The 24,220-nt window shown below is 66.3% G+C and carries 25 protein-coding genes; 14 read left to right on the forward strand and 11 right to left on the reverse strand.

The window, feature by feature from the left end:
- Window positions 1–17: 17 nt before the first annotated feature.
- Window positions 18–1,676: a serine hydrolase domain-containing protein gene (locus ACODS0_RS12620; protein WP_488835305.1), complete on the reverse strand. Its 1,659-nt coding sequence runs from the start codon at window positions 1,674–1,676 to the stop codon at window positions 18–20.
- Between the two features lie 230 nt (window positions 1,677–1,906).
- Here ACODS0_RS12620 and serB point away from each other — a divergent pair, with 230 nt between their 5' ends.
- The 5 genes from serB (at window position 1,907) to ACODS0_RS12645 (ending at window position 7,184) form a co-directional block, all read left to right on the forward strand.
- A complete protein-coding gene (serB, locus tag ACODS0_RS12625; protein ID WP_488835306.1) occupies window positions 1,907–2,620 on the forward strand; it encodes a phosphoserine phosphatase SerB in 714 nt (237 codons plus the stop codon).
- A 25-nt stretch (window positions 2,621–2,645) separates the two neighbouring features.
- Window positions 2,646–3,227, forward strand: a complete 582-nt coding sequence (locus tag ACODS0_RS12630; RefSeq protein WP_488835308.1) for a redoxin domain-containing protein — start codon at window positions 2,646–2,648, stop codon at window positions 3,225–3,227.
- Window positions 3,228–3,384: 157 nt separating this feature from the next.
- A complete protein-coding gene (locus ACODS0_RS12635; RefSeq protein WP_055402315.1) occupies window positions 3,385–3,849 on the forward strand; it encodes a (2Fe-2S)-binding protein in 465 nt (154 codons plus the stop codon).
- Window positions 3,846–5,954 (forward strand): xanthine dehydrogenase family protein molybdopterin-binding subunit, encoded by a 2,109-nt coding sequence (locus tag ACODS0_RS12640; RefSeq protein ID WP_488835310.1) that lies wholly within the window; start codon window positions 3,846–3,848, stop codon window positions 5,952–5,954. The genes ACODS0_RS12635 and ACODS0_RS12640 overlap by 4 nt, the downstream gene beginning before the upstream one ends.
- 195 nt (window positions 5,955–6,149) lie before the next feature.
- Window positions 6,150–7,184 (forward strand): helix-turn-helix transcriptional regulator, encoded by a 1,035-nt coding sequence (locus ACODS0_RS12645; protein ID WP_488835312.1) that lies wholly within the window; start codon window positions 6,150–6,152, stop codon window positions 7,182–7,184.
- 39 nt (window positions 7,185–7,223) lie between these two features.
- Here the strand turns inward: ACODS0_RS12645 and ACODS0_RS12650 are convergent, their stop codons facing one another.
- Window positions 7,224–7,754, reverse strand: a complete 531-nt coding sequence (locus ACODS0_RS12650) for an RrF2 family transcriptional regulator (RefSeq protein WP_121506885.1) — start codon at window positions 7,752–7,754, stop codon at window positions 7,224–7,226.
- A 91-nt stretch (window positions 7,755–7,845) separates the two neighbouring features.
- Here ACODS0_RS12650 and ytfE point away from each other — a divergent pair, with 91 nt between their 5' ends.
- Window positions 7,846–8,616, forward strand: coding sequence for an iron-sulfur cluster repair protein YtfE (gene ytfE, locus ACODS0_RS12655; RefSeq protein WP_218299449.1), 771 nt, complete (start codon window positions 7,846–7,848; stop codon window positions 8,614–8,616).
- On the forward strand, window positions 8,613–9,053 hold the full coding sequence (locus ACODS0_RS12660) for a group III truncated hemoglobin (RefSeq protein ID WP_488835315.1): 441 nt from the start codon (window positions 8,613–8,615) through the stop codon (window positions 9,051–9,053). Before ytfE ends, ACODS0_RS12660 begins: the two co-directional genes overlap by 4 nt.
- Before the next feature lie 33 nt (window positions 9,054–9,086).
- On the opposite strand, the gene ACODS0_RS12665 is transcribed toward ACODS0_RS12660, so the two are convergent.
- Together ACODS0_RS12665 and ACODS0_RS12670 are read right to left on the reverse strand one after the other, a co-directional pair.
- A complete protein-coding gene (locus ACODS0_RS12665; protein ID WP_171012331.1) occupies window positions 9,087–9,260 on the reverse strand; it encodes a LiaI-LiaF-like domain-containing protein in 174 nt (57 codons plus the stop codon).
- 37 nt (window positions 9,261–9,297) lie between these two features.
- Entirely contained in the window at window positions 9,298–10,191 is an 894-nt protein-coding gene (locus ACODS0_RS12670) for a LysR family transcriptional regulator (protein WP_121419660.1), read from the reverse strand.
- A 125-nt stretch (window positions 10,192–10,316) separates the two neighbouring features.
- Between ACODS0_RS12670 and ACODS0_RS12675 the strand changes: the two genes are divergently transcribed.
- A complete protein-coding gene (locus tag ACODS0_RS12675; RefSeq protein WP_488835318.1) occupies window positions 10,317–10,868 on the forward strand; it encodes a GNAT family N-acetyltransferase in 552 nt (183 codons plus the stop codon).
- The gene (locus ACODS0_RS12680; RefSeq protein WP_488835320.1) at window positions 10,865–11,959 is read left to right on the forward strand and encodes a branched-chain amino acid ABC transporter permease; all 1,095 of its coding nucleotides are present in this window, start codon (window positions 10,865–10,867) and stop codon (window positions 11,957–11,959) included. Before ACODS0_RS12675 ends, ACODS0_RS12680 begins: the two co-directional genes overlap by 4 nt.
- An 8-nt stretch (window positions 11,960–11,967) precedes the next feature.
- Here the strand turns inward: ACODS0_RS12680 and ACODS0_RS12685 are convergent, their stop codons facing one another.
- The 3 genes from ACODS0_RS12685 to ACODS0_RS12695 are packed head-to-tail and all read right to left on the reverse strand — an operon-like array spanning window position 11,968 to window position 13,038.
- Window positions 11,968–12,195 carry a DUF3820 family protein gene (locus tag ACODS0_RS12685; protein WP_431152600.1) on the reverse strand — a complete coding sequence of 76 codons (228 nt, stop codon included), beginning with the start codon at window positions 12,193–12,195 and terminating at the stop codon, window positions 11,968–11,970.
- A 13-nt stretch (window positions 12,196–12,208) separates the two neighbouring features.
- Window positions 12,209–12,571: a translation initiation factor Sui1 gene (locus ACODS0_RS12690; RefSeq protein WP_487262477.1), complete on the reverse strand. Its 363-nt coding sequence runs from the start codon at window positions 12,569–12,571 to the stop codon at window positions 12,209–12,211.
- Window positions 12,568–13,038, reverse strand: a complete 471-nt coding sequence (locus ACODS0_RS12695; RefSeq protein WP_121506890.1) for a DUF2721 domain-containing protein — start codon at window positions 13,036–13,038, stop codon at window positions 12,568–12,570. Before ACODS0_RS12695 ends, ACODS0_RS12690 begins: the two co-directional genes overlap by 4 nt.
- A gap of 213 nt (window positions 13,039–13,251) precedes the next feature.
- On the opposite strand from ACODS0_RS12695, the gene ACODS0_RS12700 reads away from it, so the two are divergent.
- Entirely contained in the window at window positions 13,252–14,532 is a 1,281-nt protein-coding gene (locus tag ACODS0_RS12700) for a DEAD/DEAH box helicase (RefSeq protein WP_121506891.1), read from the forward strand.
- Between the two features lie 51 nt (window positions 14,533–14,583).
- Here the strand turns inward: ACODS0_RS12700 and ACODS0_RS12705 are convergent, their stop codons facing one another.
- Window positions 14,584–14,928, reverse strand: coding sequence for a DUF6172 family protein (locus ACODS0_RS12705; RefSeq protein WP_218299443.1), 345 nt, complete (start codon window positions 14,926–14,928; stop codon window positions 14,584–14,586).
- Between the two features lie 91 nt (window positions 14,929–15,019).
- Here ACODS0_RS12705 and ACODS0_RS12710 point away from each other — a divergent pair, with 91 nt between their 5' ends.
- Window positions 15,020–16,306: a sensor domain-containing diguanylate cyclase gene (locus ACODS0_RS12710; RefSeq protein WP_488835325.1), complete on the forward strand. Its 1,287-nt coding sequence runs from the start codon at window positions 15,020–15,022 to the stop codon at window positions 16,304–16,306.
- Window positions 16,307–16,324: 18 nt separating this feature from the next.
- Here ACODS0_RS12710 and ACODS0_RS12715 read toward each other — a convergent pair whose 3' ends face one another.
- Window positions 16,325–16,528, reverse strand: coding sequence for a hypothetical protein (locus ACODS0_RS12715; RefSeq protein ID WP_055402288.1), 204 nt, complete (start codon window positions 16,526–16,528; stop codon window positions 16,325–16,327).
- Window positions 16,529–16,591: 63 nt separating this feature from the next.
- Entirely contained in the window at window positions 16,592–18,244 is a 1,653-nt protein-coding gene (locus ACODS0_RS12720) for a methyl-accepting chemotaxis protein (RefSeq protein ID WP_488835327.1), read from the reverse strand.
- A gap of 295 nt (window positions 18,245–18,539) precedes the next feature.
- On the opposite strand from ACODS0_RS12720, the gene pstS reads away from it, so the two are divergent.
- From pstS to ACODS0_RS12735, 3 genes are all read left to right on the forward strand, one after another.
- Window positions 18,540–19,610, forward strand: a complete 1,071-nt coding sequence (gene pstS / locus ACODS0_RS12725) for a phosphate ABC transporter substrate-binding protein PstS (RefSeq protein ID WP_488835329.1) — start codon at window positions 18,540–18,542, stop codon at window positions 19,608–19,610.
- A 99-nt stretch (window positions 19,611–19,709) separates the two neighbouring features.
- Window positions 19,710–21,239 carry a CYTH and CHAD domain-containing protein gene (locus tag ACODS0_RS12730; protein WP_488835331.1) on the forward strand — a complete coding sequence of 510 codons (1,530 nt, stop codon included), beginning with the start codon at window positions 19,710–19,712 and terminating at the stop codon, window positions 21,237–21,239.
- Window positions 21,240–21,320: 81 nt separating this feature from the next.
- Window positions 21,321–21,977: a 3'-5' exonuclease gene (locus ACODS0_RS12735; RefSeq protein WP_488835333.1), complete on the forward strand. Its 657-nt coding sequence runs from the start codon at window positions 21,321–21,323 to the stop codon at window positions 21,975–21,977.
- Window positions 21,978–22,073: 96 nt separating this feature from the next.
- Here ACODS0_RS12735 and ACODS0_RS12740 read toward each other — a convergent pair whose 3' ends face one another.
- Window positions 22,074–24,128: an oxidoreductase gene (locus ACODS0_RS12740; protein ID WP_488835430.1), complete on the reverse strand. Its 2,055-nt coding sequence runs from the start codon at window positions 24,126–24,128 to the stop codon at window positions 22,074–22,076.
- Between the last annotated feature and the right edge of the window lie 92 nt (window positions 24,129–24,220).

A 24,220-nucleotide genomic window follows, 5' to 3' on the forward strand; every position in this document is an offset into this window, starting at 1 on the left:
CGCGCAAAGCCGAAACGCTACTCCCCGCGCCCCCGCACCTGTACCCTGAACCCCCAGTTGTTCTCCAGCCCCACATTCACCGCCTTCCCGCCGTCCTCGAATTTCAGCGTGACCACGGTGACCTCGCCATCCGCCACCGAGCGCGAGATGAGCTGAAAGGTCTGCGCATCAAGCCAGTGGCCCTTGATGGCGATGACCGCATGGGGTCCCTGCTGCACGGTGCGGTACTTGCCGTCCAGGCCCAGCGGGCCGGTAACCGGCTCGCGCGGCAAATCGGGGCGGCTGCTGTCGAAGGTGACCTCATAGCGCGGGTTAGCAGGCGTGAGATCCAGCACCAGGCGCTGGATGCCCATGCCGTTGCGCTCCAGCAGCCAGGCCTTGCGCGAAACGGTGGCGGCCAGTTCGGGCGTGGTGGCGGGGATGGCGCTGGGCTTTTCCACCCCGGCGTCGCGGATACGGGCGGCCAGATGGTCCTGCCCGGCAGCGTCAGCAGGCAGGGGCTCGCGCGAGCGCACGGCGGCGGTGATGTGGTCGATGAACAGGGTCAGCGGGTAGTGGCGCCGGCCGGTCACGGCGACGACCACGTCGAGGTCGGGCAGCACCACGATGAGCTGGCGGTTGAAGCCGGCCGTGAAGTACGCGCGCTTGGACGGGATGCTCCACCAGCCGTTGGCGTACTTGAAGGCGGGCGCACCGTTGCTGGTGCCAAAGCCCATGTCCACCACGGGATTGAAGACCTGCTCCACCCAGGCGGCGGGCAGCAGCTGGCGGCCGTTCCACTGGCCCTTGCGCAGGTAGAGGTAGCCGATGCGCGCCATGTCGCGCGGGTGCAGGTACAAGCCCCAGCCGCCAACCTCCAGGCCCTGCGGGTCCTTGCGCCAGCGGACGTCGGTGATGCCCAGGGGGCCGAACAGGCGTTTTTGCGCATAGGCCAGGGTGCTGCCGCCGGTCTTGAGCGCCAGGATGGCCGAGAGCAGATGGGTGTTGCCACTGTTGTAGTTGAAGCCCGTGCCGGGCGCCTGGGCCATGGGCCGGTCGAGCACAAAGCCCTGCCAGTCGCGCGTGCGGGTCAGCTGCAGCATGGTCTCGGGCACGGCGTCGCTGAGCGGCTCGATCCAGTTCAGGCCCGAGGTCATGTCCAGCAGGTGGCCCACAGTCATGGCCTTCTTGGAGGCATCGGCGTTGGCGACCTTGCGGTCAGCAAAGAAGTCGAGCACGGGCGCATCGCGCGAGGCGATCAGCCCGTCCTGGATGGCCATGCCGGTGAGCGTGGCGACGACACCCTTGGTGGTGGAGTTGACGGCATGCTTGAGCCCCTCGCGGTACGGGGCATAGAAGGCCTCGGCCACCAGGCTGCCGTGTCGGGTGACGAGCAGGCTGTCCATGCCCTGCGCTGCGCCAAAGTCGACGAGCTTGGCCAGCGCTGCGGAGTCCATGCCCTGCGCCTCGGGCGTGCTTTCTGCCCAGTCGTCAGCAGGCCAGATAGCGGCGAGAGGGGCTTCGGCAGCCGATGCAGCGGGGGATGCGGCAGGTGATGCGGGGGCCGCTGCATCCTGCGCTCCCGCTGGGGTAAAAGGCACCGCCGCGCTGGCCAGCAGTACGGCCGTGGCCTGCCTGCGGTTGATCCATGTCGCGGAGACTTTCTCTCCCGCGTTGCCGTCTCTGTGCATGGCCATCGTCAGTACCCTCAGTGCATGTTGTGCAGAAATCATATGCGCCCATGGGCCCGTACTGCACATCGTCCGCATCCAAGGCAAACCCAAGAGCTGGAAGCAACCGCTCTCGGCCGCGAGCCGCGGAATTTATGCCCTGCGGGGCGATACGGTTTGGGGCTATCGAGTACGCAGGCGCGGGCGATACCATTGCAGGTTGTGCTCCCCCAAAAAATCGACTCCCACGTTCTGCCATGACCCACGCTACCGAATTCGCGCCCGGCCTTGTTGTCCAGGGCATTGAAGCCCCCCTGTCCCTGTCGAGCTACAAGCTCATCGCGTTTGACATGGACTCCACCCTCATCAACATCGAGTGCGTGGACGAAATCGCCGACGCCGCAGGCCGCAAGGCCGAGGTGGCCGCCATCACCGAAGCGGCCATGCAAGGCGTGATCACCGACTACAAGGAAAGCCTGCGCCAGCGCGTGGCCCTGCTCAAGGGCGTGACGGTGCAGCATATGGAACAGGTGTTCACAGAGCGCCTGCGCTTCAACCCTGGCGCCCAAGAGCTGATCACCGCCGCCAAGGCGGCGGGCCTCACCACGCTGCTGGTCTCCGGCGGCTTCACCTTTTTTGCCGACCGCGTGAAGGCCGGGCTGGGCATTGATTTCGCCCGCTCCAACATGCTCGAAGTGCAAGATGGCCAACTCACCGGCCGCATGGTGGACCAGGCCTGGGGCGACATCTGTGATGGCGCCGAAAAGCGCCGCACGTTGCTGGAAGTGGCTTCGCTCATGGGCATCTCGCCCCAGCAGGCGATTGCCGTGGGCGATGGCGCCAATGACCTGCCCATGATGGGCGCGGCGGGCCTGTCGGTGGCCTACCACGCCAAGCCCGCCGTGCGCGCGCAGGCCAAGGTGGCCATCAACCAGGGCGGGCTCGACCGGCTGCTCGAAGTGCTGCGCTGATCAACGACGGTATCGCCCTCCAGTCATGCTGAAAGTCCGCATCACCCGCGCAGCACAGGCCCTGCGCCGGGGCTGGAAGCAGCACCTGGCCACCCTCGCGCTCGCCTGGATCGCCATCGTGGCGGTGGACACCTGGCGCACGCGCGACCTGCCCCAGGGCCCTGCGCCCGATGTGGCGCTGGTGATGGCCCCCAGCGCTGGCGCCACCGCCCCCACCACCCTGGCCCAGTGGCGCGCCCAGCACCCCGGTCAGGCCGTGGCCGTGCACTTCTGGGCCGAATGGTGTGCAGTCTGCAAGCTCGAAGAGCCCAGCATCGCCAGCCTGTCCACCGACTGGCCCCTGCTGGGCGTCGCCATGCAGTCGGGCAACGCCGAGCGGGTGGCCCAGGTGCAACGCCAGCGCGGCATGCCGTGGCCCACGGCGGTGGACCCGCAGGCCACCCTGTCGCGCAGCTGGGGCGTGCGTTCCGTGCCCGCGCTGGTGGTCATCGACGCGCACGGCCAGGTGCGGTTCGCCACCTCGGGCTACACACCCGAATGGGCCATGCGCCTGCGGCTGTGGTGGGCGCAGACCGTGCCGCAGTGGAGTGCAATGCTTCCAAAATGATAGCCTCTAGCGCTTGATGGACAAGCGCTGGAGGCCATTTTCATTCAAATCCCCGGCCCGACGCCAAAGTTACCGCTCTGATCTGTTTGGCGCAGATCTTCAAGACCAACCGCCTCCGCCTTTGCACACTGGCCCCGTACCACCCACGGAGGCCCGCATGCACATCACCCTGAACCAACAGCCCCAGCCCGTACCACCCGGCTGGGAGGACGAACCCCTGCTTTGGCTGCTGCGCGAGCCCCTGGGCCTCACGGGCACCCGCTTTGGCTGCGGCATGGGCCAATGTGGAGCCTGCACCGTGCTCATCGACGGCGTAGCGCAGCGCGCCTGCCTGCAGACGGCGCGCGGGCTGCAAGGGCGCTCCATCACCACCATCGAGGGGCTGGCGGCGCCCGACGGGACGCTGCACCCCGTGCAACAGGCCTGGCTGGACCTGCGCGTGCCCCAGTGCGGCTACTGCCAGAGCGGCCAGATCATGGGCGCCGTGGCCTTGCTGCGCGCCACACCCCGCCCCAGCGATGCGCAGATCGACGCCGCCATGTCGGCCCACCTGTGCCGCTGCGGCACCCAGCACCGCGTGCGCGCAGCCATCCACCAAGCAGCCGGGGGAACCAAACCATGAAGCGCCGCCAGTTTTTGGCAGCGGCAGGCGCCGGGGTACTCACCGTCACGCTGGCGGGCTGCAGCCTGGTGCCAGTGATCCCCAAGCGCCCCACTTCCACCGCCGATGACGCGCTGGGCTGGATACGGCACGAAAACGGCCGCTACACCCTGTGGCTGCCCAGCGCCGAAATGGGCCAGCAGATCAGCGCCGCCATGCAGGGCCTGGCCGCTGCCGAGCTGGGCGTGCCGCCTGCACAAGTACACCTGCAACTGCCCAGCACCCGCCACATCGCCCGCGTGCGCGCCACCGTGGGCAGCGCCAGCGTGCAGGACTTTGCCCTGCCCCTGGCCCGCGCCTGCGCCACGCTGCGCGAGGCCCTGGCGCAAGGCCAGACCACGGGAACGCTGGCCCCGCGCGACATCCCGGCCAGCGCGCTGCGCAGCCTGCAGGCGCGCACGGGGGCCGCCAAAGAAGCTGCGGCGGCGCCGGGCCAGCTGCACGCCCTCGTCACCGGCCGGCCGCTGTTTGCGGGCGACACGCGCCTGCCCGGCCTGCTCTATGGCCGCGTGCTGCGCGCACCGATGTCGGCCGAAATCACCTCACGCCCGCAAGCGTGGGATGAGACGGCCGCCCGCGCCGACCCAGCCTGCGTGGCCGTGGTGCAGCACCCGCGCCTCGCGCGGATGGGCAGCCTGGGCCTGGGCATCGCGGCGCGCACGCCCTCGGCGCTCGACCGCATCGAGGCCGCGCTGGCCGTGCAATGGCAGGTGGAAGATGGCAGCGCATTCGAGCAGGCCGCCATCGACGAGCGCATCGACATCGACACCCACCTGCGCCGGGGCGCGCTGCAGCACCGGCTGCGCAAGGACGACCTGCCCACAGACACAGCATGGACGCTGGACCTGCGCATGGACGTGCCCCTGGCCGCCCACGCGCCCATAGAGCCGCTCAGCGCAACGGCGCACTGGCTGGCCGACGCAGACCAAGGCATCGCCCTGAAGGTATGGGCGGGCACCCAAGACCTGTTCTACATGCGCGACGTGCTCGCTCGCCAGCTGGGCCTGGATGCCGAACGTATCGAGGTGCAGGCCTGCCGCATCGGCGGCGGCTTTGGCGGCCGCACGCTGTGCACGGTGGAGCTGGAGGCCGCCGTGCTCGCCCAGGCTGCAGGGGCACCCGTCAAGGTGCAATGGAGCCGCGCGCAGGAGTTTGCCCAGGGCTTCCAGCGCCCGCCCTCCAGCCACCGTGTGCGGGCCCGCGTGCAAGGCGGGCGCATCACCCACTGGTGGCATGCGCTGGCCAGCAGCCACATCCTGTTCACACCCGCCGCCATGCCGGTGTGGATGCAAACCCTGGCCGACCTGGCGGGCGACAGCGGCGTGGCGCGCGGCGCACAAATGCCGTACGACGTGCCCCAGCAGCGCATCGAGTTCACCGCCCAGCGCCTGCCCGTGCACACAGGCCCCTGGCGCGGCCTGGGTGCGGGGCCCAACACCCTCGTGGTGGAGAGCACCATGGACGAATGCGCGCGCCACGTTGGGGCCGACCCGCTGGACTGGCGCCTGCAGCACACCACCGATGCACGCCTGGCGCAGGTGCTGCGCAGTGCCGCTGCAGAATCCAGATGGTCAGAGCGCCCCGCCAGCGACGCCACCACCTTGCGCGGGCGCGGCATCGCAGGCGGTATCTATAAGGGCGTGAGCTACGCCGCCGCCGTGGCCGACGTGGAGGTGCAACGCGCCACCGGCCAGGTGCGCGTAACGGCGCTGTGGTGCGCGCACGACTGCGGCCTGGTGCTGCAGCCTGACGGCGTGCGCGCGCAGACCGAGGGCAACCTCGTGTGGTGCCTGGGCATGGTGCTGCACGAGCAACTGCCCGTGGCCCGCTCGGGCGTGGCCGCTGCCAGCTTTGCCGACTACCCGCTGCCACGCATGGGCGACGTGCCGCCGCTGCATGTGCACCTGATCGACAGCAGCGCGCCGCCCACCGGTGCCGGAGAAACCGCCATGGTGGCCGGGGCTGGAGCGATCACCAACGCGCTGCGCGACGCCACCGGCGTGCGTTTTGCCCGCCTGCCGGTGCGCAGCGCGGATGTGCTGCAGGCCTTGAGCACGCGGGACTAGGGATGTCCTGCATAACTCCCTGCGGTCCGTGATAGCGCGGCCTCGGGCGATCCGCTGCGTTGCTTTTCTTGCCAATAGCCGGGCTATTGGCTGCGAAAAGACGCCTTGCGGCCCATCCCGATCCGCACTACCACCGACTCGCGCGGGTTATGCAGGACATCCCTAGCGGGGCAGCACCAACGGCACAATCCGCCCATGCAAGACTTTGCCAGCGCCGCCATGGTCCGCCTGCTGGTGCGCGCCATGGCTGCGCACGGGCTGGTGCCGCCACCGCCCCCACCGGGTGCCGACGGGCTGGCCGCGAGCCACGTGCCCCTGGCCTACAAACGCAGCGTGGTCGAAGCCGTGCTGCATCAGGGCGGCCTGGGCACACTGCTGCAGCTGGCGCAGCGGGTGGACCTGCTGGCGGGCGACCCGGTGCACCGTGCGCTGCTGGGCGCCACCCACCCGCCAGAGCTACTGGCGCGCTGGCAGCGGCTGGAGCGATATGTGCATTCGCGCCACCAGGTCAGCGTCACCGCCAGCGCCCCGGGCACGCTGGCACTGCGCCACCACGCGCGCCCCGGTGTGCCGGAAGAACCCCACCCCACCGAAAGCCTGGCCGTGCTGGGCGTGCTGGTGGGTGCCAGCCAGGCCCTGGGCGTGCGCGGGGTGCGGGTGGAGATCGGCGCGCCCGAGGCCGCAGGCCACCGCGTGAACCTGCGGATGGAAGCCCCTGTCGCCACCCCGGCGGAACTGCACGCGCAACTGGCACCGCTGGCCGCGCGAAGGTTGCTAGGCCATTGGACCTTGCACTGGGAACCTCACGACAGCAACGCACCCACAACCTCCACTCAGCAGCCCAAGCCCGCCACCCATCTGTGCGATGCCCTGCCCTGGCCGCCGCTGGCGCACCAGCTGGCGCGCCATGTGCTGCACGACCCGGCCGCGCAGCACACGGTGGATGCACTGGCCCGGCACACCGGCCTGGCCCGCCGCAGCCTGCAGCGGGCGCTGACCGACAGCGGCCTGAGCTGCCGCCACATCGTGACCGAGGCCCGCGCTCGCGTGGCCGCGCAATGGCTGCTGGAGAGCCCGCATGGCCTCGCAGAAATCGGGTTTGCGTGCGGTTTTTCCGACCAGCCCCACTTCACACGCGAATTTGCACGCCATGTGGGCCTGACTCCGGCGCGCTACCGGCAGGCATTTGCAGTCGGAGGCATGCGAGGGTCGGATATACTATCAATTTGATAGCAAAAACTCGATATCTATCGAGCGCAATGGGCCATTTTATTCAATATTTTCGGCTTTGGAGGGCAACCCGGCCACGGGTGCTCGCTTGCGCATGGCGCTGCCGCCCCGGGGCAGCGCCACCGTGGGCAGCAGGGCGCGTGCAGCTGACCCACCCGCAGCGGCCGGTGCCATCAGGTCGGCCAACGTCACGCTGTCCAGCACCGCCAGGTAGGCCTGCATGGCCTGCCACAGCACGCCCTTGAGGCGACAGTGGTTGCTCAGGCGGCACTGGTTGGTGCCGGGATCAAAACATTCCACCAGGTTGAAGTCGGTCTCGGTGGCACGCACCACGGCGCCGATGTTGATGGCCGACGCCGGCACCATCAGCCGCATGCCACCGCCCCGCCCGCGCGTGGTCTCCAGCAGCCCCTGGGCGGCCAGCTGCTGCACGATCTTCATCAAGTGGCTGCGCGAGATGCCGTAGCCCTCGGCCACCTCGATGATCGTTACAGGTTGCTCGCGGCCTTCGGTGGCTGCGCAGTACATGAGCACGCGCAGCGTGTAGTCGGTCCATTGGGTCAGGCGCATGGTTTTGCCGCAGGTCAATTGAAAGAGGTATGCAGGACGAATTTTATTGAATAAAATATTCACATTAAATGAATCTTTAAAAGGACCTGCCATGAATGCCCGTGTTGACCATCTGGAAGCTGCCTCCGCCCACCCCGCCCCGCTCAGCGCCGACCAGCAGATCGGCCAGATCGCGGTGCAACTGCCCGGTGCCACGGCGGTTTTTCGGCGGCTCAAGCTCGACTTTTGCTGCGGCGGCCAGGTGAGCCTGGCGAAGGCGGCGGCCGACAAGGGGCTGGACGCGAACGCCGTGCTGGCCGAGCTGGCGGCCCTGCAACGCAGCGACGCCGTGCCCGAAGCCGCATCGCCCAGCGCACTGATCGACCACATCCTGGCGCGCTACCACGAGGTGCACCGCCAGCAGCTGCCCGAGCTGATCCGCATGGCCCGCCGCGTGGAGGCCGTGCACCGCGACAACCCCCATGTGCCCGCCGGACTGGCCGACCACCTGGAAACCATGCACGAAGAGCTGCTCTCGCACATGCTCAAGGAAGAGCAGGTGCTGTTCCCCATGCTCAAGAGCGGCGGCAACCCCTTTGTGGGCCAGCCCATCGGCATGATGCGCGCCGAACACGTGGACCACGGCGAAGCGTTAGACAAGCTCAACGCCCTGACCAACGACGCAACGCCCCCGCAAGGCGCGTGCAACACCTGGCGCGCGCTGTATGCAGGCATTGCCCAGCTGGGCGATGACCTCATCAACCACATCCACCTGGAGAACAACGTGCTGTTCCCGGCGTTCGAAGCCGGCGCAGCGCCCTCGTCGCAAGGTTGCGGTCCGTCAGGCTGCGCGTGCAGCGGCGGGGGCACACTGCAGGCATGAACCTGCAAACCACTTCACCCGAGGGTCTTGGGGCACAGGCACCACCCAGCGTGGAAAGCATCACGCAGCTGGTGCATGGCTTTTACGGCGATGTGCGCCAGGACCCGCTGCTGGGGCCCGTGTTTGAAAAGGCCTTGCACGGCCAGTGGGACGCCCACCTGCAGCGGCTCGTGGACTTCTGGAGCACGGTGGCACTGGGCACGCGCAGCTTCAAGGGCGACGTGTTTGGCAAACACATGGCGCTGGAGGGCGTGACTCCCGCCCACTTTGCCGCCTGGGTGGGGCTGTGGCAGCAGCACACCAGCCGCCTGTTTGCCCCCGAGGTGGCGCACGACCTGCAGGTAGCGGCACACGGCATTGCGCGCAATTTGTTCCGGGGTTTCTTTGGCAGCGACCCGGCGTTTGTGACGCCGCACAGCGGGCACGGCGAGCGCTGAGCCCAGGCCTTTGCCTGGGTCTTTGCGCCAGGGCTACTTCTTCTTGTCGCCCGGTGTGAAGAACAGCGCCAGGCCCACCGCGATCAGCGCCACCGGCCACCACACCCGCAGCAGCTCGCGCAGGCTGATGCTGATCAGCCCCAGATTGGTCAGCAGAAAAAACACGCCCAGTACGACCAGAACAATGGCAGCGATATGGCCCTTCATGTGCATTCCCTCGGAGTAGTTGTGTATCTGAGGGCGATTATGGCGGGCCGGACAGCCGCGCCCCCAGGTGGTCCACAAATACACGCACCTTGGGGGACAAATGCCTGCTGGATGGCCACAGCGCGCGGAACTGGCGGCTGGGGCCCATGTCCTGCTCCAGCACACTGACCAACCGGCCATCGGCCAGGGCATCACGCACCAGAAAGTCGGGCAGACAGGCAATCCCGAGCCCGCGCAACGTGGCGCCCAGAACCGCCTCGATGTTGTTGCAGGCAAGTACGGTGCGCAGGCGCGGCTCGGCGCTGGCCACGCCCTCGCGCCAAGGCCAATCGAGCAGCTTGCCGGAGTCCGGATGGCGAAACCGCACGCAGGCGTGCTGTTCCAGATCGCGCATGGCCGCAGGCGTGCCATGGCGCGTCAGGTAGGCCGGGGCTGCGCATAACAGCAGCCGGAAGGCCTGCAACGGGCGCGAGACAAGGCGGGAGTCGCGCAGGTCACCGCTGCGGATGGCCACGTCAATGCCCTCGTCGATCAGATCGACCGCGCGGTCGCTGAAATTGATGTCCAGTTCCACCTCTGGGTGGCGGGTCAGAAACTCCGGCACCAGGGGGATCAGGAAGTGGTACCCCACGATGGGCGCGCTCACCCGCAGCCGCCCACGGGGGGCCTCGCGCGACAAGGACAGCATGGCCTGCGCATCGTCCAGGTCATCCAGGATGCGCCGACAGCGTTCGTGAAACAGATGTCCCTCTGCCGTGAGCTGGATGCGCCGGGTACTGCGCTGCAAGAGTCGCACACCCACCTCCTGCTCCAGCCGCGCCACGCCCTTGCCCACGGCAGACGCGGATATCGCGAGCGCCCGTCCTGCCGCCACAAAGCTGCCAAGTTCCGCCGTTTTGACAAAGGCCAACATGCCGCTGAGCTTGTCCATCTGCCCTCACGTGATTGCTTGATACGGTCAATTCAAGCGATTTGGTCCGCAATGAAAGGAATGGGAGTTACTTTTTCCACCATTCAGGCCAGTTTAACCTTTGCCAAGTCCACAAAACCCGCACCATGCCCACTCCGTTGTTCATTCGCGCCGCAGTCGGCAGTCCCTGTGCTGTCCACGATTCGCTGCTTGGCCTGCAAGCTGAATACCTGGGCTGGGTATACGGCGAGATGGCGCGGAGCTTTTCCGCCCTTCCCACCCGCGATGCGGGACGGCTCCACACTGAAGGCAACGCCGACGTGATTCAGGCGCTCTGCGCCGGGCGCACACCGGGCAGCGTTTTCTATCTGATGGAGGTCGATGGCGAAGCCGCCGGCATGTGTGGCCTACGTAGCCTGGGCGGCAACACCGCCGAGATCAAGCGCCTGTATGTCCGCCCTGCCTACCGGGGCATGCAGCTCGGGTCGTCCGCACTGCGCAGGCTGCTCGCCGACGCCCGTCTTTGGGGATACACCCGCATCTGCCTGGACACCGCCTTGTTCATGCAGGCTGCGCACTGTCTGTACGAAGCCCACGGCTTTACCGACTGTGCGGCCTACGAAGGCACCGAGGTGCCCGCCGCGCTGCAGGGCCAATGGCGCTTCATGCACCGCGCCATCACCCATCCTTGCCCATGAAAACGCTCTCCGCACGGCATGCCAGGCGCGCAGGCCTGGCAGCCATACTGCTCCTGCTGCCCCTGGTGCTGCAAAGCCTCGGACACCACTGGGTGCGTGTCGCAGACACCAGCCTGCTGTACGTGATGCTGGCGCTGGGCCTGAACGTCGTGGTGGGCTATGCGGGCCTGCTGGACCTGGGCTACGTCGCCTTCTACGCCCTGGGCGCCTACCTGTTCGCGTTACTGACCTCACCGCACCTGACCGACCACTTTGCCTGGATCGCGGCGCTGTTCCCGCAAGGGCTGCACACCCCCTGGTGGGTGACCATCCCGCTGGGCGCGGCGCTGGCCGCCATCCTGGGCATGCTGCTGGGGGCGCCCACGCTGAGGCTGCGCGGTGACTACCTGGCGGTGGTCACGCTGGGCTTTGGCGAGATCGTGCGCCTGCTGGTCATCAACCTGGGCCACCCGGTCAACATCACCCACGGCGCCCAGGGCCTGGGGCTGATTGACCCGGTCCGCATCCTGGGAGTGGACCTGGGCCAGCCCCTGGTCGTGGCAGGCCACGAAGTAGCCTCCGTCACCCTCTACTACTACCTGTTCCTGACTCTGGTGCTGATCACCATCGTGATTTGCCAGCGCCTTCAGGATTCACGCATTGGCCGCGCTTGGATGGCCATCCGCGACGACGAGACTGCCGCGCGGTCCATGGGCATCAATACCCGCAATCTCAAGCTGCTGGCTTTTGGCGTGGGGGCCAGCTTTGGCGGAATCACCGGTGCAATGTTTGCTGCCTTCCAGGGCTTTGTTTCGCCCGAAGCCTTCAGTCTGAACGAGTCCGTGCTCATCGTGGCCATGGTGGTGTTTGGGGGCATGGGCCATATCCCGGGCGTGGTGTTGGGCGCCGTGCTGCTCGCGGCCCTGCCCGAAATGCTGCGCTACGTGGTCGGCCCTTTGCAGGCCGCGACCAACGGGCAACTGGACGCCGGCGTGGTGCGCCCGCTGCTGATTGCGCTGGCGATGATCGTCACCATGCTGTGGCGCTCCAGTGGACTGTGGCCGACGCCCGACAAGGCACAAGCACCCGGATCAACCGGGCACAGCAGGTGACTTGCGGATCAGGCCTCTGCAGCACCGGCACCTCGCAACGGCTTGAGCAGGTCCGACAGCCCATTGTGGTCAATCTCGTGCATCAGCGCCAGCAATTGCCCCAGCTCGCCTTTGGGAAAGCCCTCGCGTGCAAACCAGTTCAGGTAGTTGCCGGGCAGATCGGCCAGCAGCGTGCCTTTGTATTTGCCGTAGGGCATCTCGGTGGTGACCAGGCGCTGCAGTTTCTCCGAATCCATCGCCCCAGCCTCCTCAGCCGCCGGCCCGCTTGACCTTGTGGCCCAGCTTTTGCAGTGCGGCCATCACGCGCTCCACATGGTCGCCCTGCACTTCGATCACGCCATCTTTCACCGTGCCGCCACTGCCGCAGGCGGCTTTGAGCTGCTTGCCCAGCTGCTCCAGTGCGGCCGCGTCCACCAGCACGCCCTTGACCAGGGTCACAGCCTTGCCGCCCCGGCCCTTGGTTTCACGCGACACCCGCACGATGCCATCTCCGGTGGGCAAAGGCTTGTTCTGCTTGCAGGTGCACTGCGCCACGGGCTGGCGGCAGCCGGGGCACATGCGGCCGGACTCGGTGGAATACACCAAGCCGCCCAGGTCAGCCAACGACTTCATGGCTTTTTTCCTTCCACCTCTTGCTGCAGCATGTGAAAGTTGAGCAGCCGGGTGGCCAGCATGGTCTCGGTCAGAAAACACACCAGCGCCAGCAAAAACGACGCCACCCCCGCCAGAAAACCCGCCACGGCCAGCCGGTTGGATTGGAAGTTGGTGGTCTCGCCGAGGAACAGCAGGATGATGGTGATGCCGATCAGGAACGCACAGAACGTGAGCAGCCCGATGCAGCCATTGGCCAGCCGCCCACGCAGCCGCAGGTCGGCCAGTTCGTTGTAGGCGCGGGCCAGAAACTCGGGCTCGGTGTTGGCGCGGGCGCGGTCTTCCACCACGCGGGCCCGGTCGATGATGCGGGCCAACCGGCCCGCCACAGCGCCAATCATGCCGGACACGGCCGTGAGCAAAAACACGGGGGCCACCGCCAGCTGGATGCCGTGGGTGATGGCAGAGGAGTCAAGGGTGAGGGCCATGGTGCTTAGGAAACAAAGGAAAAACCGGCGAACCGCCGGTGGCCCAATTATCAGGGTGATGGCGCGCGCAGCCAGGCCCTGCGCACCACGGCCTTGACTGCCTGGCGCGCGTGCAGGGGCTTCGGCAGCAACTGCGGCGACAATCGCCCCATCCCTTCCCACCGTTCGCGCTGTTGTGCGTCCCCCTTTCAACGCCGCCCCAGCGCTGCCTCCATGCCCTTTGCCTCCCTCGGTTTGTCCCCTGCCCTTGTCCACGCTGCAGAAAAAGCGGGTTTTGTAGCGCCCACGCCCATCCAGGCGGGGGCCATCCCGGCCATCCTGCAGGGGGCTGATCTGCTGGGAGCCGCCCAGACGGGTTCGGGCAAGACAGCCGCTTTTGCCCTGCCCTTGCTGCAGCAGCTGCAGCTGAGCGCCACCGGCGGCCCACGCCGGGTGCGCGCCCTGGTGCTGGTGCCCACGCGCGAGCTGGCCGCCCAGGTGGGCGAGGTGCTGCGCAGCCTGGCACAGCACCTGCAGCAGCCGCTGAAAGTGGCCATTGTGTTCGGCGGCGTCTCGATCAACCCGCAAATGCTGGGCCTGCGTGGCGGCGCAGACATTGTGGTGGCCACGCCGGGCCGCCTGCTGGACCTGGTAGACCACAAAGCGCTGCGCCTGTCGGCCGTGGCGCACCTGGTGCTGGACGAGGCCGACCGCCTGCTGGACCTGGGCTTTGCCGAAGAACTGCAGCGCGTGCTGGCGCTGCTGCCTGCGCAGCGGCAGAACCTGTTCTTCTCGGCCACCTTCCCTGCCGCCGTGCAAGCGCTGGCCGATGGCCTGCTGAACAACCCGTTGCGCGTGGAGGTGCCCCACACGCCGGGCAACGAACCGGCCATCGAGCAACGGGCCATTGCGGTGGACGCCGTGCGCCGCACCCAACTGCTGCGCCATCTGGTCAAGGAACACAACTGGTCGCGCGTGCTGGTGTTTGTGGCCACGCAATACGCTGCCGAGCATGTGGCCGAAAAGCTCTACAAAGCGGGTATCTTTGCCACGCCCTTCCACGGCGGCCTGAGCCAGGGCGCGCGCAAACAGGTGCTGCAGGAGTTCAAGGATGAACGCTGGCAGGTGGTGGTGACCACCGACCTGGCCGCACGCGGCATCGACATTGCGCAGTTGCCTGCGGTGGTCAATTACGACCTGCCACGCTCGGCCGTGGACTATGTGCACCGCATCGGCCGCACGGGCCGCGCGGGCGAAAGCGGTGTGGCCGTGAGCTTTGTGACGGCCGATGCCGAAGCACATTTCCGCCTCATCGAAAAACGTCAGCACCTCACCATCCCGCGCGAACACATTGCGGGTTTTGAACCCACCGAGGCCCCTGCGCCCGCGTCATCCGCAGATCCCCAGGGCACCGGCGGCATCAAGGGCAAGCGGCCCAGCAAAAAGGACAAGCTGCGCGCAGCAGCGGCTGCAGTTACCGAAGCGCCCCCCGCCGCCCACAAAAAAGGCTCCTGAAAGGAGCCTTTGGAAGCGCCGTGAAGGGCGGCCGCCCAAGCAGCCTGAGTTTCAGACCTCTTCGTCGCCCTCGTCCATGCCATCCTCATCAGCGCCTTGCGGCTCGCCCGGCGCCCGTGGCGTGCGCTTGGCGGGCTTGGCCAGAATCTCGACATAGAACTGCGCGCCGCCCTCAGCGGCCACACCGTTGATCAGCCCGGTCAAGGCCGACAGGTGCGCCACGGTGGCGTCTTCCTTGGTGGGACCAAACTGGCAGTCAAAGTCCCAAAAATCAGCGCCTTCGGGCAGGTCGCGGCGCCGTTCGCGCTTGATGTACTTGCGGATTTCGTGCTTGACGGCATCCAGAACGCGGTCCCGGTTCTTGCCTTCAACATGGAGTTGGAAAGTTTTTCTCATGGGTGATGGTACCGCCTGTGACAGATATGGATTCCCAGCCGGGCACCCCAGTGCCACAATGGTGCATTACTTTTGGTTACCGCCAAGCCCGATGTTCCACGACCTCAGTCTGCTGCACACACTGCCAGCGGCCGTGCTCGTCACGCAGGAGGGCGCCATCCGCTTTGCCAACGCTGCCAGCATGGCGCTGCTGGAAGCGCCCAGCACCGATAGCCTGATAGGCCGCCTCTCGGGCGATTTTGTGCATCCCATGGATCAGGTGCGTTCTACCAACCGCATCCAGCAGGTCGCTGTGCCCGAACAGGGCGGGCGGCCCAACAAATCGTCTGAATTTCGCATCCGCACACTGCAGGGCAACCTGCGCATGGTGCTCATCAGCAGCGTAGCTGTGGAATGGAACGGAGCCCCCGCCGTGCTGATGTGTGGTCTGGACATGACCCACCAGAGCGAGATCGAGGCCCAGCTGCGCGAGAGCGAGCAGAACTTCCGTCGCCTTTTTGAGAACATGCAGGACGTCTACTACCGCACCGATGCCCAGGGCATCGTGCAACATGTGGGCCCTGGCGTGCGCCGGGTGCTGGGCTACGAGCCCCACGAAATCGAGGGCCGCACGGCCGAGTCGTACTACCCGCAAAGCACTGACCGCGACGCGTTCAAGGCCGCCATCATGGAGCATGGCGAGGTGTCGGATTTTCCGGGCCAGATGGTGCGGCGCGACGGCACCGTGATCGACATCTCCATCAGCAGCCACGCCTTGTACGACCATGCTGGCAATTTCGCAGGGGTGGAGGGCATTTACCGCGACGTGACGCAGCGCAAGAACCTGGAGCGCGAGCTGCAGCGCCTGGCCACCACCGACATGCTCACCGGCATGGCCAACCGCCGCGCATTTCTGGAATGTGCGGAGTCGGTGTATGCCCATTCACGCAGCAATGGCGAGCCGCTCACGCTGCTGATGCTGGACCTGGACCATTTCAAATCCATCAACGACCGTTTTGGCCACCTGGAAGGCGACCGCGCCCTGGTGGCGTTTGCGCAGGCCGTCAAAAACCAGCTGCGCGCCAGCGACACCGTGGGCCGCCTGGGCGGCGAAGAGTTTGGCGTGCTGCTGCCGCTGACCAGCATGGACGAGGGCCTGGAAGTGGCGAAACGCATCCTGCACGGCGTTCGCGCCCTGCAGCTGAGCGACGAGGCAGGCCACGCCTACGGCATCACGGCCAGCCTGGGCCTGAGCACCTTCCACCAGGCAGACCGCAGCCTGCGCGACATGCTCGACCGCGCCGACCAGGCTCTGTACCTGGCCAAAAACCAGGGGCGCGACCAGATCGCTTCGCTGGAACCCTTGGGCAAACAGCCGAATGGCCAAGTAGCCGAGTAACCTATCTGCGGCTGCGCCTTACCAACGCATGCGTTCCTGCTGCAGGTTCCACAGGCAGGCGGCAATCCGCAGCAGCATCTCCATCACCTGTTCAGAGCCGCTGCTCGACAGCTCCAGGCCATCGATGATCACGGCCAGCTGCGAGATGGCGTCTTCGGGCGCAGAGGCACCGCCCGTCCGCGCAATCTCGGCAATGGCGATGAGTACATCTGTGCGGTTCATGGAGCATCTTCCCCACAGCAAAAGAATCTGATGACCTGCACCGCACCGGGCCTGTGCGTCCAGTCAGCGGGGTGCCAGGGACAATTGCTTGGGGGATGAAGCCCCTGCGGGCAGGGCAAGCAGCGGCTGCGTACCACGATAGCCTGCTGCCAAGGCATCCCCAGCGCCGTCAGGCGCCAGCCTGAACTGGTGAACGACCTCCAGCAGGCGCCGGACCTGGTTTTTCATGCCGGTGGATGCCGACGAACTGTCGTCCACCAGCGCGGCATTTTTCTGCGTGGCGGCGTCCAGCTGCCGCACGGCCTCCCCGATCTGTGCGATGCCCCGGGCCTGCTCCTGCCCCGCGTCCTTGATCTCGCTGATGAGCGCCACCACCTCACCCACCCGCTGCACAGTGCTGGCCACCCTCTCGCCCGCTTGTCCCACCAAGGTGGATCCGCGCTCCACACCACGCACACTGGCGGCAATCAGGCCCCGGATCTCGCGGGCGGCCGTGCTGCTGCGCTGGGACAGCCCACGCACCTCGCCCGCCACCACGGCAAAGCCGCGTCCCTGCTCACCTGCGCGGGCCGCCTCCACCGCCGCATTGAGGGCCAGCAGGTTGGTCTGGAACGCGATGTCATCAATCACCTTGATGATGTCGGTGACCTTTTGCGACTGCACGCTGATCTCCTGCATGGTGGTGATCACGTCGCGCATCACGCTACCGCCCTCGTTGGCCACCTTGGCGGCCTCTTGGGCCAGCTCGGTGGCGCGGTGGGCATTATCGGTGTTGTGTTGCACGGTGATGGTGAGCTGCTCCATCGAGGCGGCCGTCTCCTGGAGATTGGACGCCTGCACCTCCGTACGGCGCGCCAGGTCTTCGGTGCCGCCCGCAATCAGCACGGCCTCCTGCGCCACCGTCTCGGTGCTGGAGCGCACCTCGGTGATCACGCGCACCAGCTGGTGGTTCATCTCCCGCAGGGCGCCCAGCAATTCTGCGGTTTCATCCGTGCCGCGCACATCGATCTGTGCGCTCAGATCGCCACCCGCCACCGTGCGGGCCAGCACCACCGCCTGGCGCAAGGGGCGCGAGATGGAGCGGGTGATGACCCACGCCATCGCAGCCCCCGCCACCAGGGCCAGCCCGGTGGCCGCCAGCATCCACCAGTGAATGGTGTTGCTCATCTCCCGTGCGCCGGCAAACTCTGCCGCCGCCACGTTGATCTGCAGGGCTACCAGCTTCTCGATGGCGTCCTGCACCTTGGCCGCATTGGGGCGGATCTGGTTGATATAAAGCTCGGAACCATCGTCGTACTTGCCTGTCACCAGTGCCGAGGCAGCCGGGATGAGACCCTTGTCCAGGTAGGTGGCATTGGCATCGGCAAAGGCCTGCGCCAGACCTTGCTCCTCAGCAACCAGCGCCTTGCCGGAATACGCCGTCCACAGCGTGTGGATGCGCTCCACGTTGGCAGTCAACGCGGCGTGGCTGGCCTGCAGGTTGCTGGTACCCGGGTCCATCAGCATGTCCATCACCAGCACCCGGTTGCGCTGCGTCAGGTGGCTGATCTCTGCCAGCACGCCCAGGGGCACCGTGCGGTCACCATACAGCGCCGCGCTGCGCTCGGTCAGGCGCTTGGCACCGCCGATGCCCCCCACAGCCAGTGCAGAAATCAGCAGCAAAAGCACTGCAAACGCCAGCGCCAGCCGGGTGCCAATCTTGATTTTTTGAAGCATCTGAATCTCTCATGAAGGTTCACTGGGTGGGCAGCCGGGGTCATTGCCACCGCATCAGCTGGCGCGCACGCCTTGCCAGCAAGGTCTACGTCTGCCGCGGCTGATACTAATTGTTTCAAGTGACAAAATAATGACGATGGGATAAACATTCCCCATTCATTTCAGTGGTTAAAATCGGCGCCGCTTTGACAAGCTGAGACTTCATAAATCACTCCGATGTCCCGGCCGGGCATAGGCCCATGGTCAGAATTTCACAGCCGCATCCTTATTAATTAAAACCAACACACAAAAATCCATGAAATATATCTATGCCGTATTCATGCTGGCACTTGCACTGCTACAGGCGGACCAGGCCAGGGCACAAGCCGTAACGGGCGCGGGCTCGTCGGCCGCAGCCCCCATCTACCGCAGCTGGGCCAAGGCCTACGCCAGAGCCACCGGTTCCAGGGTGGACTACGACCCGGTGGGCTCCAGCGCAGGCATGAAAAAGATCCAGCAACAGGCCGTGGGCTTCGGCGCCACCGATGTCTACCCGCCTGACAAGGACCTCATCGAACACGGCTTGCTCGCACTGCCCGTGGCCATCACCGGCATCAGCCCCATCGTCAACCTGCCCAAAGTCCAAAACGCACAGCTGCGCCTGACGGGCGAGGTGCTCAGCCGCATCTTCCTGGGCGAAATCAGCCGCTGGAATGCCCCCGAGATCACCGCGCTGAACCCCGAGACTCCGCTGCCCGATATGCCCATCAAGGTGGTGGTGCGTGCCGACGGCTCGGGCACCACCTACAACTTCGCCGATTACCTGGGCAAGGTCAGCCCGAAATGGAAGGCTTCCCACGGGGCCAAGACCAGCATCCAATGGCCCGAAGGATTTCTGGCCTTCAAGGGGAGCGATGGGGTGGCCAAGGGTGTGCGCGACACGGCGGGTGCCATCGGTTATGTGGATTTTGGGTATGTGGCCGAATATGGCCTGGCATCGGTGCAGATGAAAAATGCCGAGGGTGTTTTTGTGAAACCCTCCATCGACGCTTTCAAATCCGCACTGTCCAACAGCGAGTGGCCAGCCACCGGGGCCTTCCACAATACGCTGACACAAAAACCCGGCAAAGCCGTGTGGCCCATCACCATGGGCACGTTTGTGGTGTTCCCCAAAATCACTCAAAATCCAGAGCAAACCACCCTGGCCCTCAAATTCATTATCTGGTCGTTTCTCAATGGCGATACCCTCGTCCATGAAAACAATTTTGTTCGATTACCAGACCGGGTTCAGGCATCTGCTTTCAAGGCAATTACCTCCATCCGCGATAAAAATGGCACTCCGCTGGGCATGAGCCTGATTTCATCGTCCGCACCCTTGCAGCAATAATCCGGCACTTATGGTTTCCGCCCTTAAAATCAATCACTGGGATTTCTATTAATCTTTCACCGGCAGGCTCTGCCGCCCCCATCACCAGGCGCCGTCTTCATGGAAATCGAGTTCAAGTTCTGCATCCCCCCAGAGCGCCTGGCTGCGGTGCAGGCCGCCGCGCGCAGGGGCACACACGCGCACATCCGTATGGAGGCCCGCTACTTCGATACGCCCGATGCAGCGCTGTCGTCGCGTGGCATTGCTTTTCGGCTGCGCCGCGAGGGCGACCAGTGGGTGCAAACCGTCAAGGCCCTGGGCAACGGACCGCTGGACCGCGAGGAGCACAACGTGGACCGGGGCCACGTCACAAGCCCTGCCCCAGAGCCCCAGCCTGAGTTGCACGCAGGCACCGTGGCGGGCACACGGCTGCTGGGTGCTCTGCGGGCCGCCAGCGGCCCTCTGACCGAAACCTACGGCACCGAGATGGACCGCGTGACACGGGACATCGCCTTCAAGGGCGGTGTGGTGGAGTTGGCTCTGGACACCGGCCGGGTCATCGCCCATCGCGGCACGCCGCAGCAGAAAGAGGCCCGCATCTGCGAACTGGAGCTGGAACTCAAGGCCGGCCCGCTGGCGGGCCTGGCGGCCATCGCCACCCGGTGGGCCACGCGGCATAGGCTGTTTCTGAGTACGGTGTCCAAGGCAGAGCGAGGCGAGCGTCTGCTGGCCCCGCAGTGGGCCCGGCCCGCCACCAAGGCCACCCCGATGAAGGCCAATGGCCTCCCAAAGCACTTCCTGAACGGGCGCGCGCTGCAGCGCGCGGCAGTGGCCCATTGCCTCCACCAGATCCTGGCCAACGCCAGCGAGATCGTGGAAGGCGGGGGCGATGAAGAGCATGTGCACCAGTTGCGCATCGGCATCCGCCGCTTACGCACCGCCTTGCGCGAGTTGGCGCCGTTGGCACCCGGCGCGTTCGACCCCGCCTGGGAGCCGCCGCTGGTGGAGGTGTTCCAGCACCTGGGCCAACTGCGCGACCAGGGCCAAGCCCTGCAGTCCATCGTTGCCGATCTGCGCGATGCGGGTGCGCCTGCCCTGGATGTGATTGTGGCGGCGGGGCACGCCCCCGCCCCATCCGCCGCCGCCATCGTGCGCATGCCAGCATTCCAGGCAGCGTTGATCGCCCTCATGGCGTTCACGGCCCAGGGCGAGGACGCCCCGCCGGCGGCCGCAGAAGAAGCCCTGGACACGAAGGACACCCGCCGCCTGCTGCACAAGCGATTGCGCCGCCTGCACGCCAAGGTGCGCCAAGGCTCCCAAGACTTTGCCGCCCTGCCGGTGGAGGAACAACACCGCCTGCGCAAGCGCTTGAAGCGTTTGCGCTACCTGACGGAATTTGTCGCGCCTGCGCTGGACGCCGAGGGGGAATCGTTCCTCGCCAGCCTGCAGCCTGCGCTGACGGCTCTGGGCCGGCTGGGCGATGAACGTGTGGCCCGCGTGCTGTACAGCGACATCGCTGCCACGGACCCGCGGGCCTGGTTTGGCGTGGGCTGGCTGGCTGCACGGGAGGCGTTGACGGTGGCTGACTGCGAAAAGGCCTTGGCCCACCTTGCCGACATGCCCCGCCTGCGCAAGGCGGGCAAGCGCTGAGAGCGGTGGCTGCAGTAAACGCACCGTATCCCCTTTGCGGGGCACAGCGGGGTTCCCAAGCTGGCACGGCACAATGGGCCCATGACGGCATCTCCCTCTCCCCAGCGCACCCACCCGCCTTCGCGCACCGCCCACCGCAGCACCCCCGACAAAGACCAGATCGCCCTGCTGGAACCTTTCGAGCGCCTGGGCGCGGACCGCATCGGCCTCGTTGCCACCCCAGAACAGGCCGACAAGGCCTGTGATGCCCTGGCAGCGGCCAGCGCCTGGGGGTTCGACACCGAATCCAAACCCACCTTTGTGCAGGGCGAACAGTCCGACGGGCCCCACATCGTGCAGCTGGCCACGCTGGAAACCGCCTGGGTGTTTCAGCTGCACGACCCCGGTTGCCGTGCCCGCGTGGCCGAGCTGCTGGCACTGCGCGGCGTGACCAAGGCGGGCTTTGGGCTGGGGGATGACACCAAACGCATCCAGCACAAACTGGGCGTGCAACCAGCCGATGTGCTGGAGCTCAACACCGTGTTCCGCCAGCATGGTTACCGCAAAGACATGGGCGTGAAAGGCGCCGTGGCCGTGCTGTTCAACAAGCGCTTCATCAAGTCCAAGAAAGCCGCGACATCGAACTGGGCCAACGCCCGGCTGACTGAGGCCCAACTGATCTACGCAGCAAACGATGCGTGGGCAGCGCTGCGGGTGTTCAACGCGCTGGAGGGCTCTGCCACGCATCAAGGCGTATAGCCAGGCAGCAGCCATTTACTATCAAAATAATAGCTTCCAGCGCTTACCTATCAAGCGCTAGCAGCCAATTTTTCTTAGATTCTGGCCGCACTCACCTCACAAACGCGCCGCCAGTCTCGCCGCCTGATCGATAGCACGCTTGGCATCCAGCTCGCCCGCTTCCAGCGCGCCACCAATTCGGTGCGGCTTGCGGCCGGCAGCCTCCAGTTCCTGCGCCAGGCTGAAGAGGGGCACCTGCCCGGCGCAGAGCACCACGGTATCGCACGCAATCCAGGTGGGGTCTTCGCGCTTGTCGCCGTATGACACCAGCAGGCCCTCGTCGGCAATGCGCTCGTAGTTCACGCCGCTCACCATCTGCACCTGTTTCATCTTGAGCGTGGTGCGGTGGATCCAGCCCGTTGTCTTGCCCAGGCCCGCGCCGAGCTTGCCCTTCTTGCGCTGCAGCAGCGTCACCTGCCGTGCAGGGGGCGTCACGCGCGGGCCGCTGGGCGCCAGACCACCGCGCGCCTCGGCCGGGTCGGTGATGCCCCACTCGGCCTTCCAGGCGAGCAGATCGAGCGTGGTGGAAGGGTGGTCGCCATGTGTCAAGAATTCCGCCACGTCAAAGCCGATGCCGCCCGCGCCGATGATGGCCACGCGCTCACCCACCGGCTTGCCATGGCGCAGCACGTCGATGTAGCTCAGCACCTTGGGGTGGTCCTGGCCGGGGATCTTCGGGTCGCGTGGCTCCACACCCGTGGCAATCACCACCTCGTCATAGCCCGCCAGGTCGGTGGCCAACACGCGCTGGTTCAGGTGCAATTGCACGCCGGTGTCCTCCACCCGCGTGGCCAGGTAGCGCAGCATTTCGTGGAACTCTTCCTTGCCAGGAATCACCTTGGCCATGTTGAGCTGACCACCGATGGCGGGCGCGGCGTCGAACAGATGCACCTCGTGCCCGCGTTCGGCGGCCACGGTGGCGGCGGTCAGGCCCGCAGGCCCTGCGCCCACCACCGCCACACGCTTGCGCGACGACACCGGGCGGTACACCAGTTCGGTCTCGTGGCAGGCACGCGGGTTCACCAGACAGCTGCTGGTCTTGTTCTGGAACACGTGGTCCAGGCAGGCTTGGTTGCAGGCGATGCAGGTGTTGATGCGGTCTGCCCGGCCTTGCGCAGCCTTTTTCACAAACGCCGCATCAGCCAGCAGTGGCCGCGCCATCGACACCATGTCGGCGCAGCCATCGGCCAGCACCTGCTCGGCCACCTCGGGCGTGTTGATGCGGTTGGAGGTGACCAGCGGCGTGGAAATGCCCGCCGCCGCAAACTCGGCTTTCATCTTCTGCGTGACCCAGGCAAACGCTGCGCGCGGCACGCTGGTGGCAATAGTGGGCACCCGCGCCTCGTGCCAGCCGATGCCGGTGTTGACGATGTTGGCCCCGCCCGTAGCGACGGCCTTGCCCAGGGTGACGATCTCGTCCCACGCACTGCCGCCGGGCACCAGGTCGATCATCGACAGGCGGTAGATGATGATGAAGTCCTTGCCAACGGCCTCGCGCATGCGGGCCAGGATCTCCACCGGCAGGCGCATGCGGTGGCTGTAGTCGCCGCCCCAGGCGTCGGTGCGCAGGTTGGTGGTTTGCGACAGGAACTGGTTGATGAAATAGCCCTCCGATCCCATCACCTCCACGCCGTCGTAGCCCGCCTCGCGCGCTTTCACGGCACAGTTCACAAACGCACGAATTTGCCGCTCCACCCCGCGCGCCGACAGCGCGAACGGTGTGAACGGCGAGATGGGTGACTGCAGCCGCGAGGGCGCCACCGCCAGCGGGTGGTAGGCATAGCGGCCCGTGTGCAGGATCTGCAGGGCGATCTTGCCGCCCGCTTCGTGCACGGCCTCGGTCACCACGCGGTGGCGCTTGGCCGCCCCAGACGTCGCCAGCGTGCCCGCAAACGGTTTGGCCCAGCCCGCGATGTTGGGCGCAAAGCCACCCGTCACGATCAGGCCCACATCCCCCTCGGCCCGCTCGCGGAAGTACGCCGCCATGCGAGACAGGTCGCGCCCGTCCTCCAGCCCCGTGTGCATGGAGCCCATGAGCACGCGATTCTTGAGGGTGGTGAACCCCAGGTCCAGGGGGGCGAGCAGGTGCGGGTACAGGGCGGCGCCGGGCATAGAGGCAGCGGCCGCAGGGGCGGCAATGGAGGAAGAATGCATGGAAGGAGCGTGGGCTAGAAGTATTTTCTAGAACTTTATTCTAGAATCCA

This window comes from Acidovorax sp. FG60 (genome assembly GCF_057808995.1).

Bases quoted from the DNA above. Each gene is read 5' to 3' on its own strand.
- ACODS0_RS12620 (WP_488835305.1), bottom strand. From the start codon at position 1,676: ATGGCCATGCACAGAGACGGCAACGCGGGAGAGAAAGTCTCCGCGACA.
- serB (WP_488835306.1), top strand. From the start codon at position 1,907: ATGACCCACGCTACCGAATTCGCGCCCGGCCTTGTTGTCCAGGGCATT.
- ACODS0_RS12630 (WP_488835308.1), top strand. From the start codon at position 2,646: ATGCTGAAAGTCCGCATCACCCGCGCAGCACAGGCCCTGCGCCGGGGC.
- ACODS0_RS12635 (WP_055402315.1), top strand. From the start codon at position 3,385: ATGCACATCACCCTGAACCAACAGCCCCAGCCCGTACCACCCGGCTGG.
- ACODS0_RS12640 (WP_488835310.1), top strand. From the start codon at position 3,846: ATGAAGCGCCGCCAGTTTTTGGCAGCGGCAGGCGCCGGGGTACTCACC.
- ACODS0_RS12645 (WP_488835312.1), top strand. From the start codon at position 6,150: ATGCAAGACTTTGCCAGCGCCGCCATGGTCCGCCTGCTGGTGCGCGCC.
- ACODS0_RS12650 (WP_121506885.1), bottom strand. From the start codon at position 7,754: ATGCGCCTGACCCAATGGACCGACTACACGCTGCGCGTGCTCATGTAC.
- ytfE (WP_218299449.1), top strand. From the start codon at position 7,846: ATGAATGCCCGTGTTGACCATCTGGAAGCTGCCTCCGCCCACCCCGCC.
- ACODS0_RS12660 (WP_488835315.1), top strand. From the start codon at position 8,613: ATGAACCTGCAAACCACTTCACCCGAGGGTCTTGGGGCACAGGCACCA.
- ACODS0_RS12665 (WP_171012331.1), bottom strand. From the start codon at position 9,260: ATGAAGGGCCATATCGCTGCCATTGTTCTGGTCGTACTGGGCGTGTTT.
- ACODS0_RS12670 (WP_121419660.1), bottom strand. From the start codon at position 10,191: ATGGACAAGCTCAGCGGCATGTTGGCCTTTGTCAAAACGGCGGAACTT.
- ACODS0_RS12675 (WP_488835318.1), top strand. From the start codon at position 10,317: ATGCCCACTCCGTTGTTCATTCGCGCCGCAGTCGGCAGTCCCTGTGCT.
- ACODS0_RS12680 (WP_488835320.1), top strand. From the start codon at position 10,865: ATGAAAACGCTCTCCGCACGGCATGCCAGGCGCGCAGGCCTGGCAGCC.
- ACODS0_RS12685 (WP_431152600.1), bottom strand. From the start codon at position 12,195: ATGGATTCGGAGAAACTGCAGCGCCTGGTCACCACCGAGATGCCCTAC.
- ACODS0_RS12690 (WP_487262477.1), bottom strand. From the start codon at position 12,571: ATGAAGTCGTTGGCTGACCTGGGCGGCTTGGTGTATTCCACCGAGTCC.
- ACODS0_RS12695 (WP_121506890.1), bottom strand. From the start codon at position 13,038: ATGGCCCTCACCCTTGACTCCTCTGCCATCACCCACGGCATCCAGCTG.
- ACODS0_RS12700 (WP_121506891.1), top strand. From the start codon at position 13,252: ATGCCCTTTGCCTCCCTCGGTTTGTCCCCTGCCCTTGTCCACGCTGCA.
- ACODS0_RS12705 (WP_218299443.1), bottom strand. From the start codon at position 14,928: ATGAGAAAAACTTTCCAACTCCATGTTGAAGGCAAGAACCGGGACCGC.
- ACODS0_RS12710 (WP_488835325.1), top strand. From the start codon at position 15,020: ATGTTCCACGACCTCAGTCTGCTGCACACACTGCCAGCGGCCGTGCTC.
- ACODS0_RS12715 (WP_055402288.1), bottom strand. From the start codon at position 16,528: ATGAACCGCACAGATGTACTCATCGCCATTGCCGAGATTGCGCGGACG.
- ACODS0_RS12720 (WP_488835327.1), bottom strand. From the start codon at position 18,244: ATGCTTCAAAAAATCAAGATTGGCACCCGGCTGGCGCTGGCGTTTGCA.
- pstS (WP_488835329.1), top strand. From the start codon at position 18,540: ATGAAATATATCTATGCCGTATTCATGCTGGCACTTGCACTGCTACAG.
- ACODS0_RS12730 (WP_488835331.1), top strand. From the start codon at position 19,710: ATGGAAATCGAGTTCAAGTTCTGCATCCCCCCAGAGCGCCTGGCTGCG.
- ACODS0_RS12735 (WP_488835333.1), top strand. From the start codon at position 21,321: ATGACGGCATCTCCCTCTCCCCAGCGCACCCACCCGCCTTCGCGCACC.
- ACODS0_RS12740 (WP_488835430.1), bottom strand. From the start codon at position 24,128: ATGCCCGGCGCCGCCCTGTACCCGCACCTGCTCGCCCCCCTGGACCTG.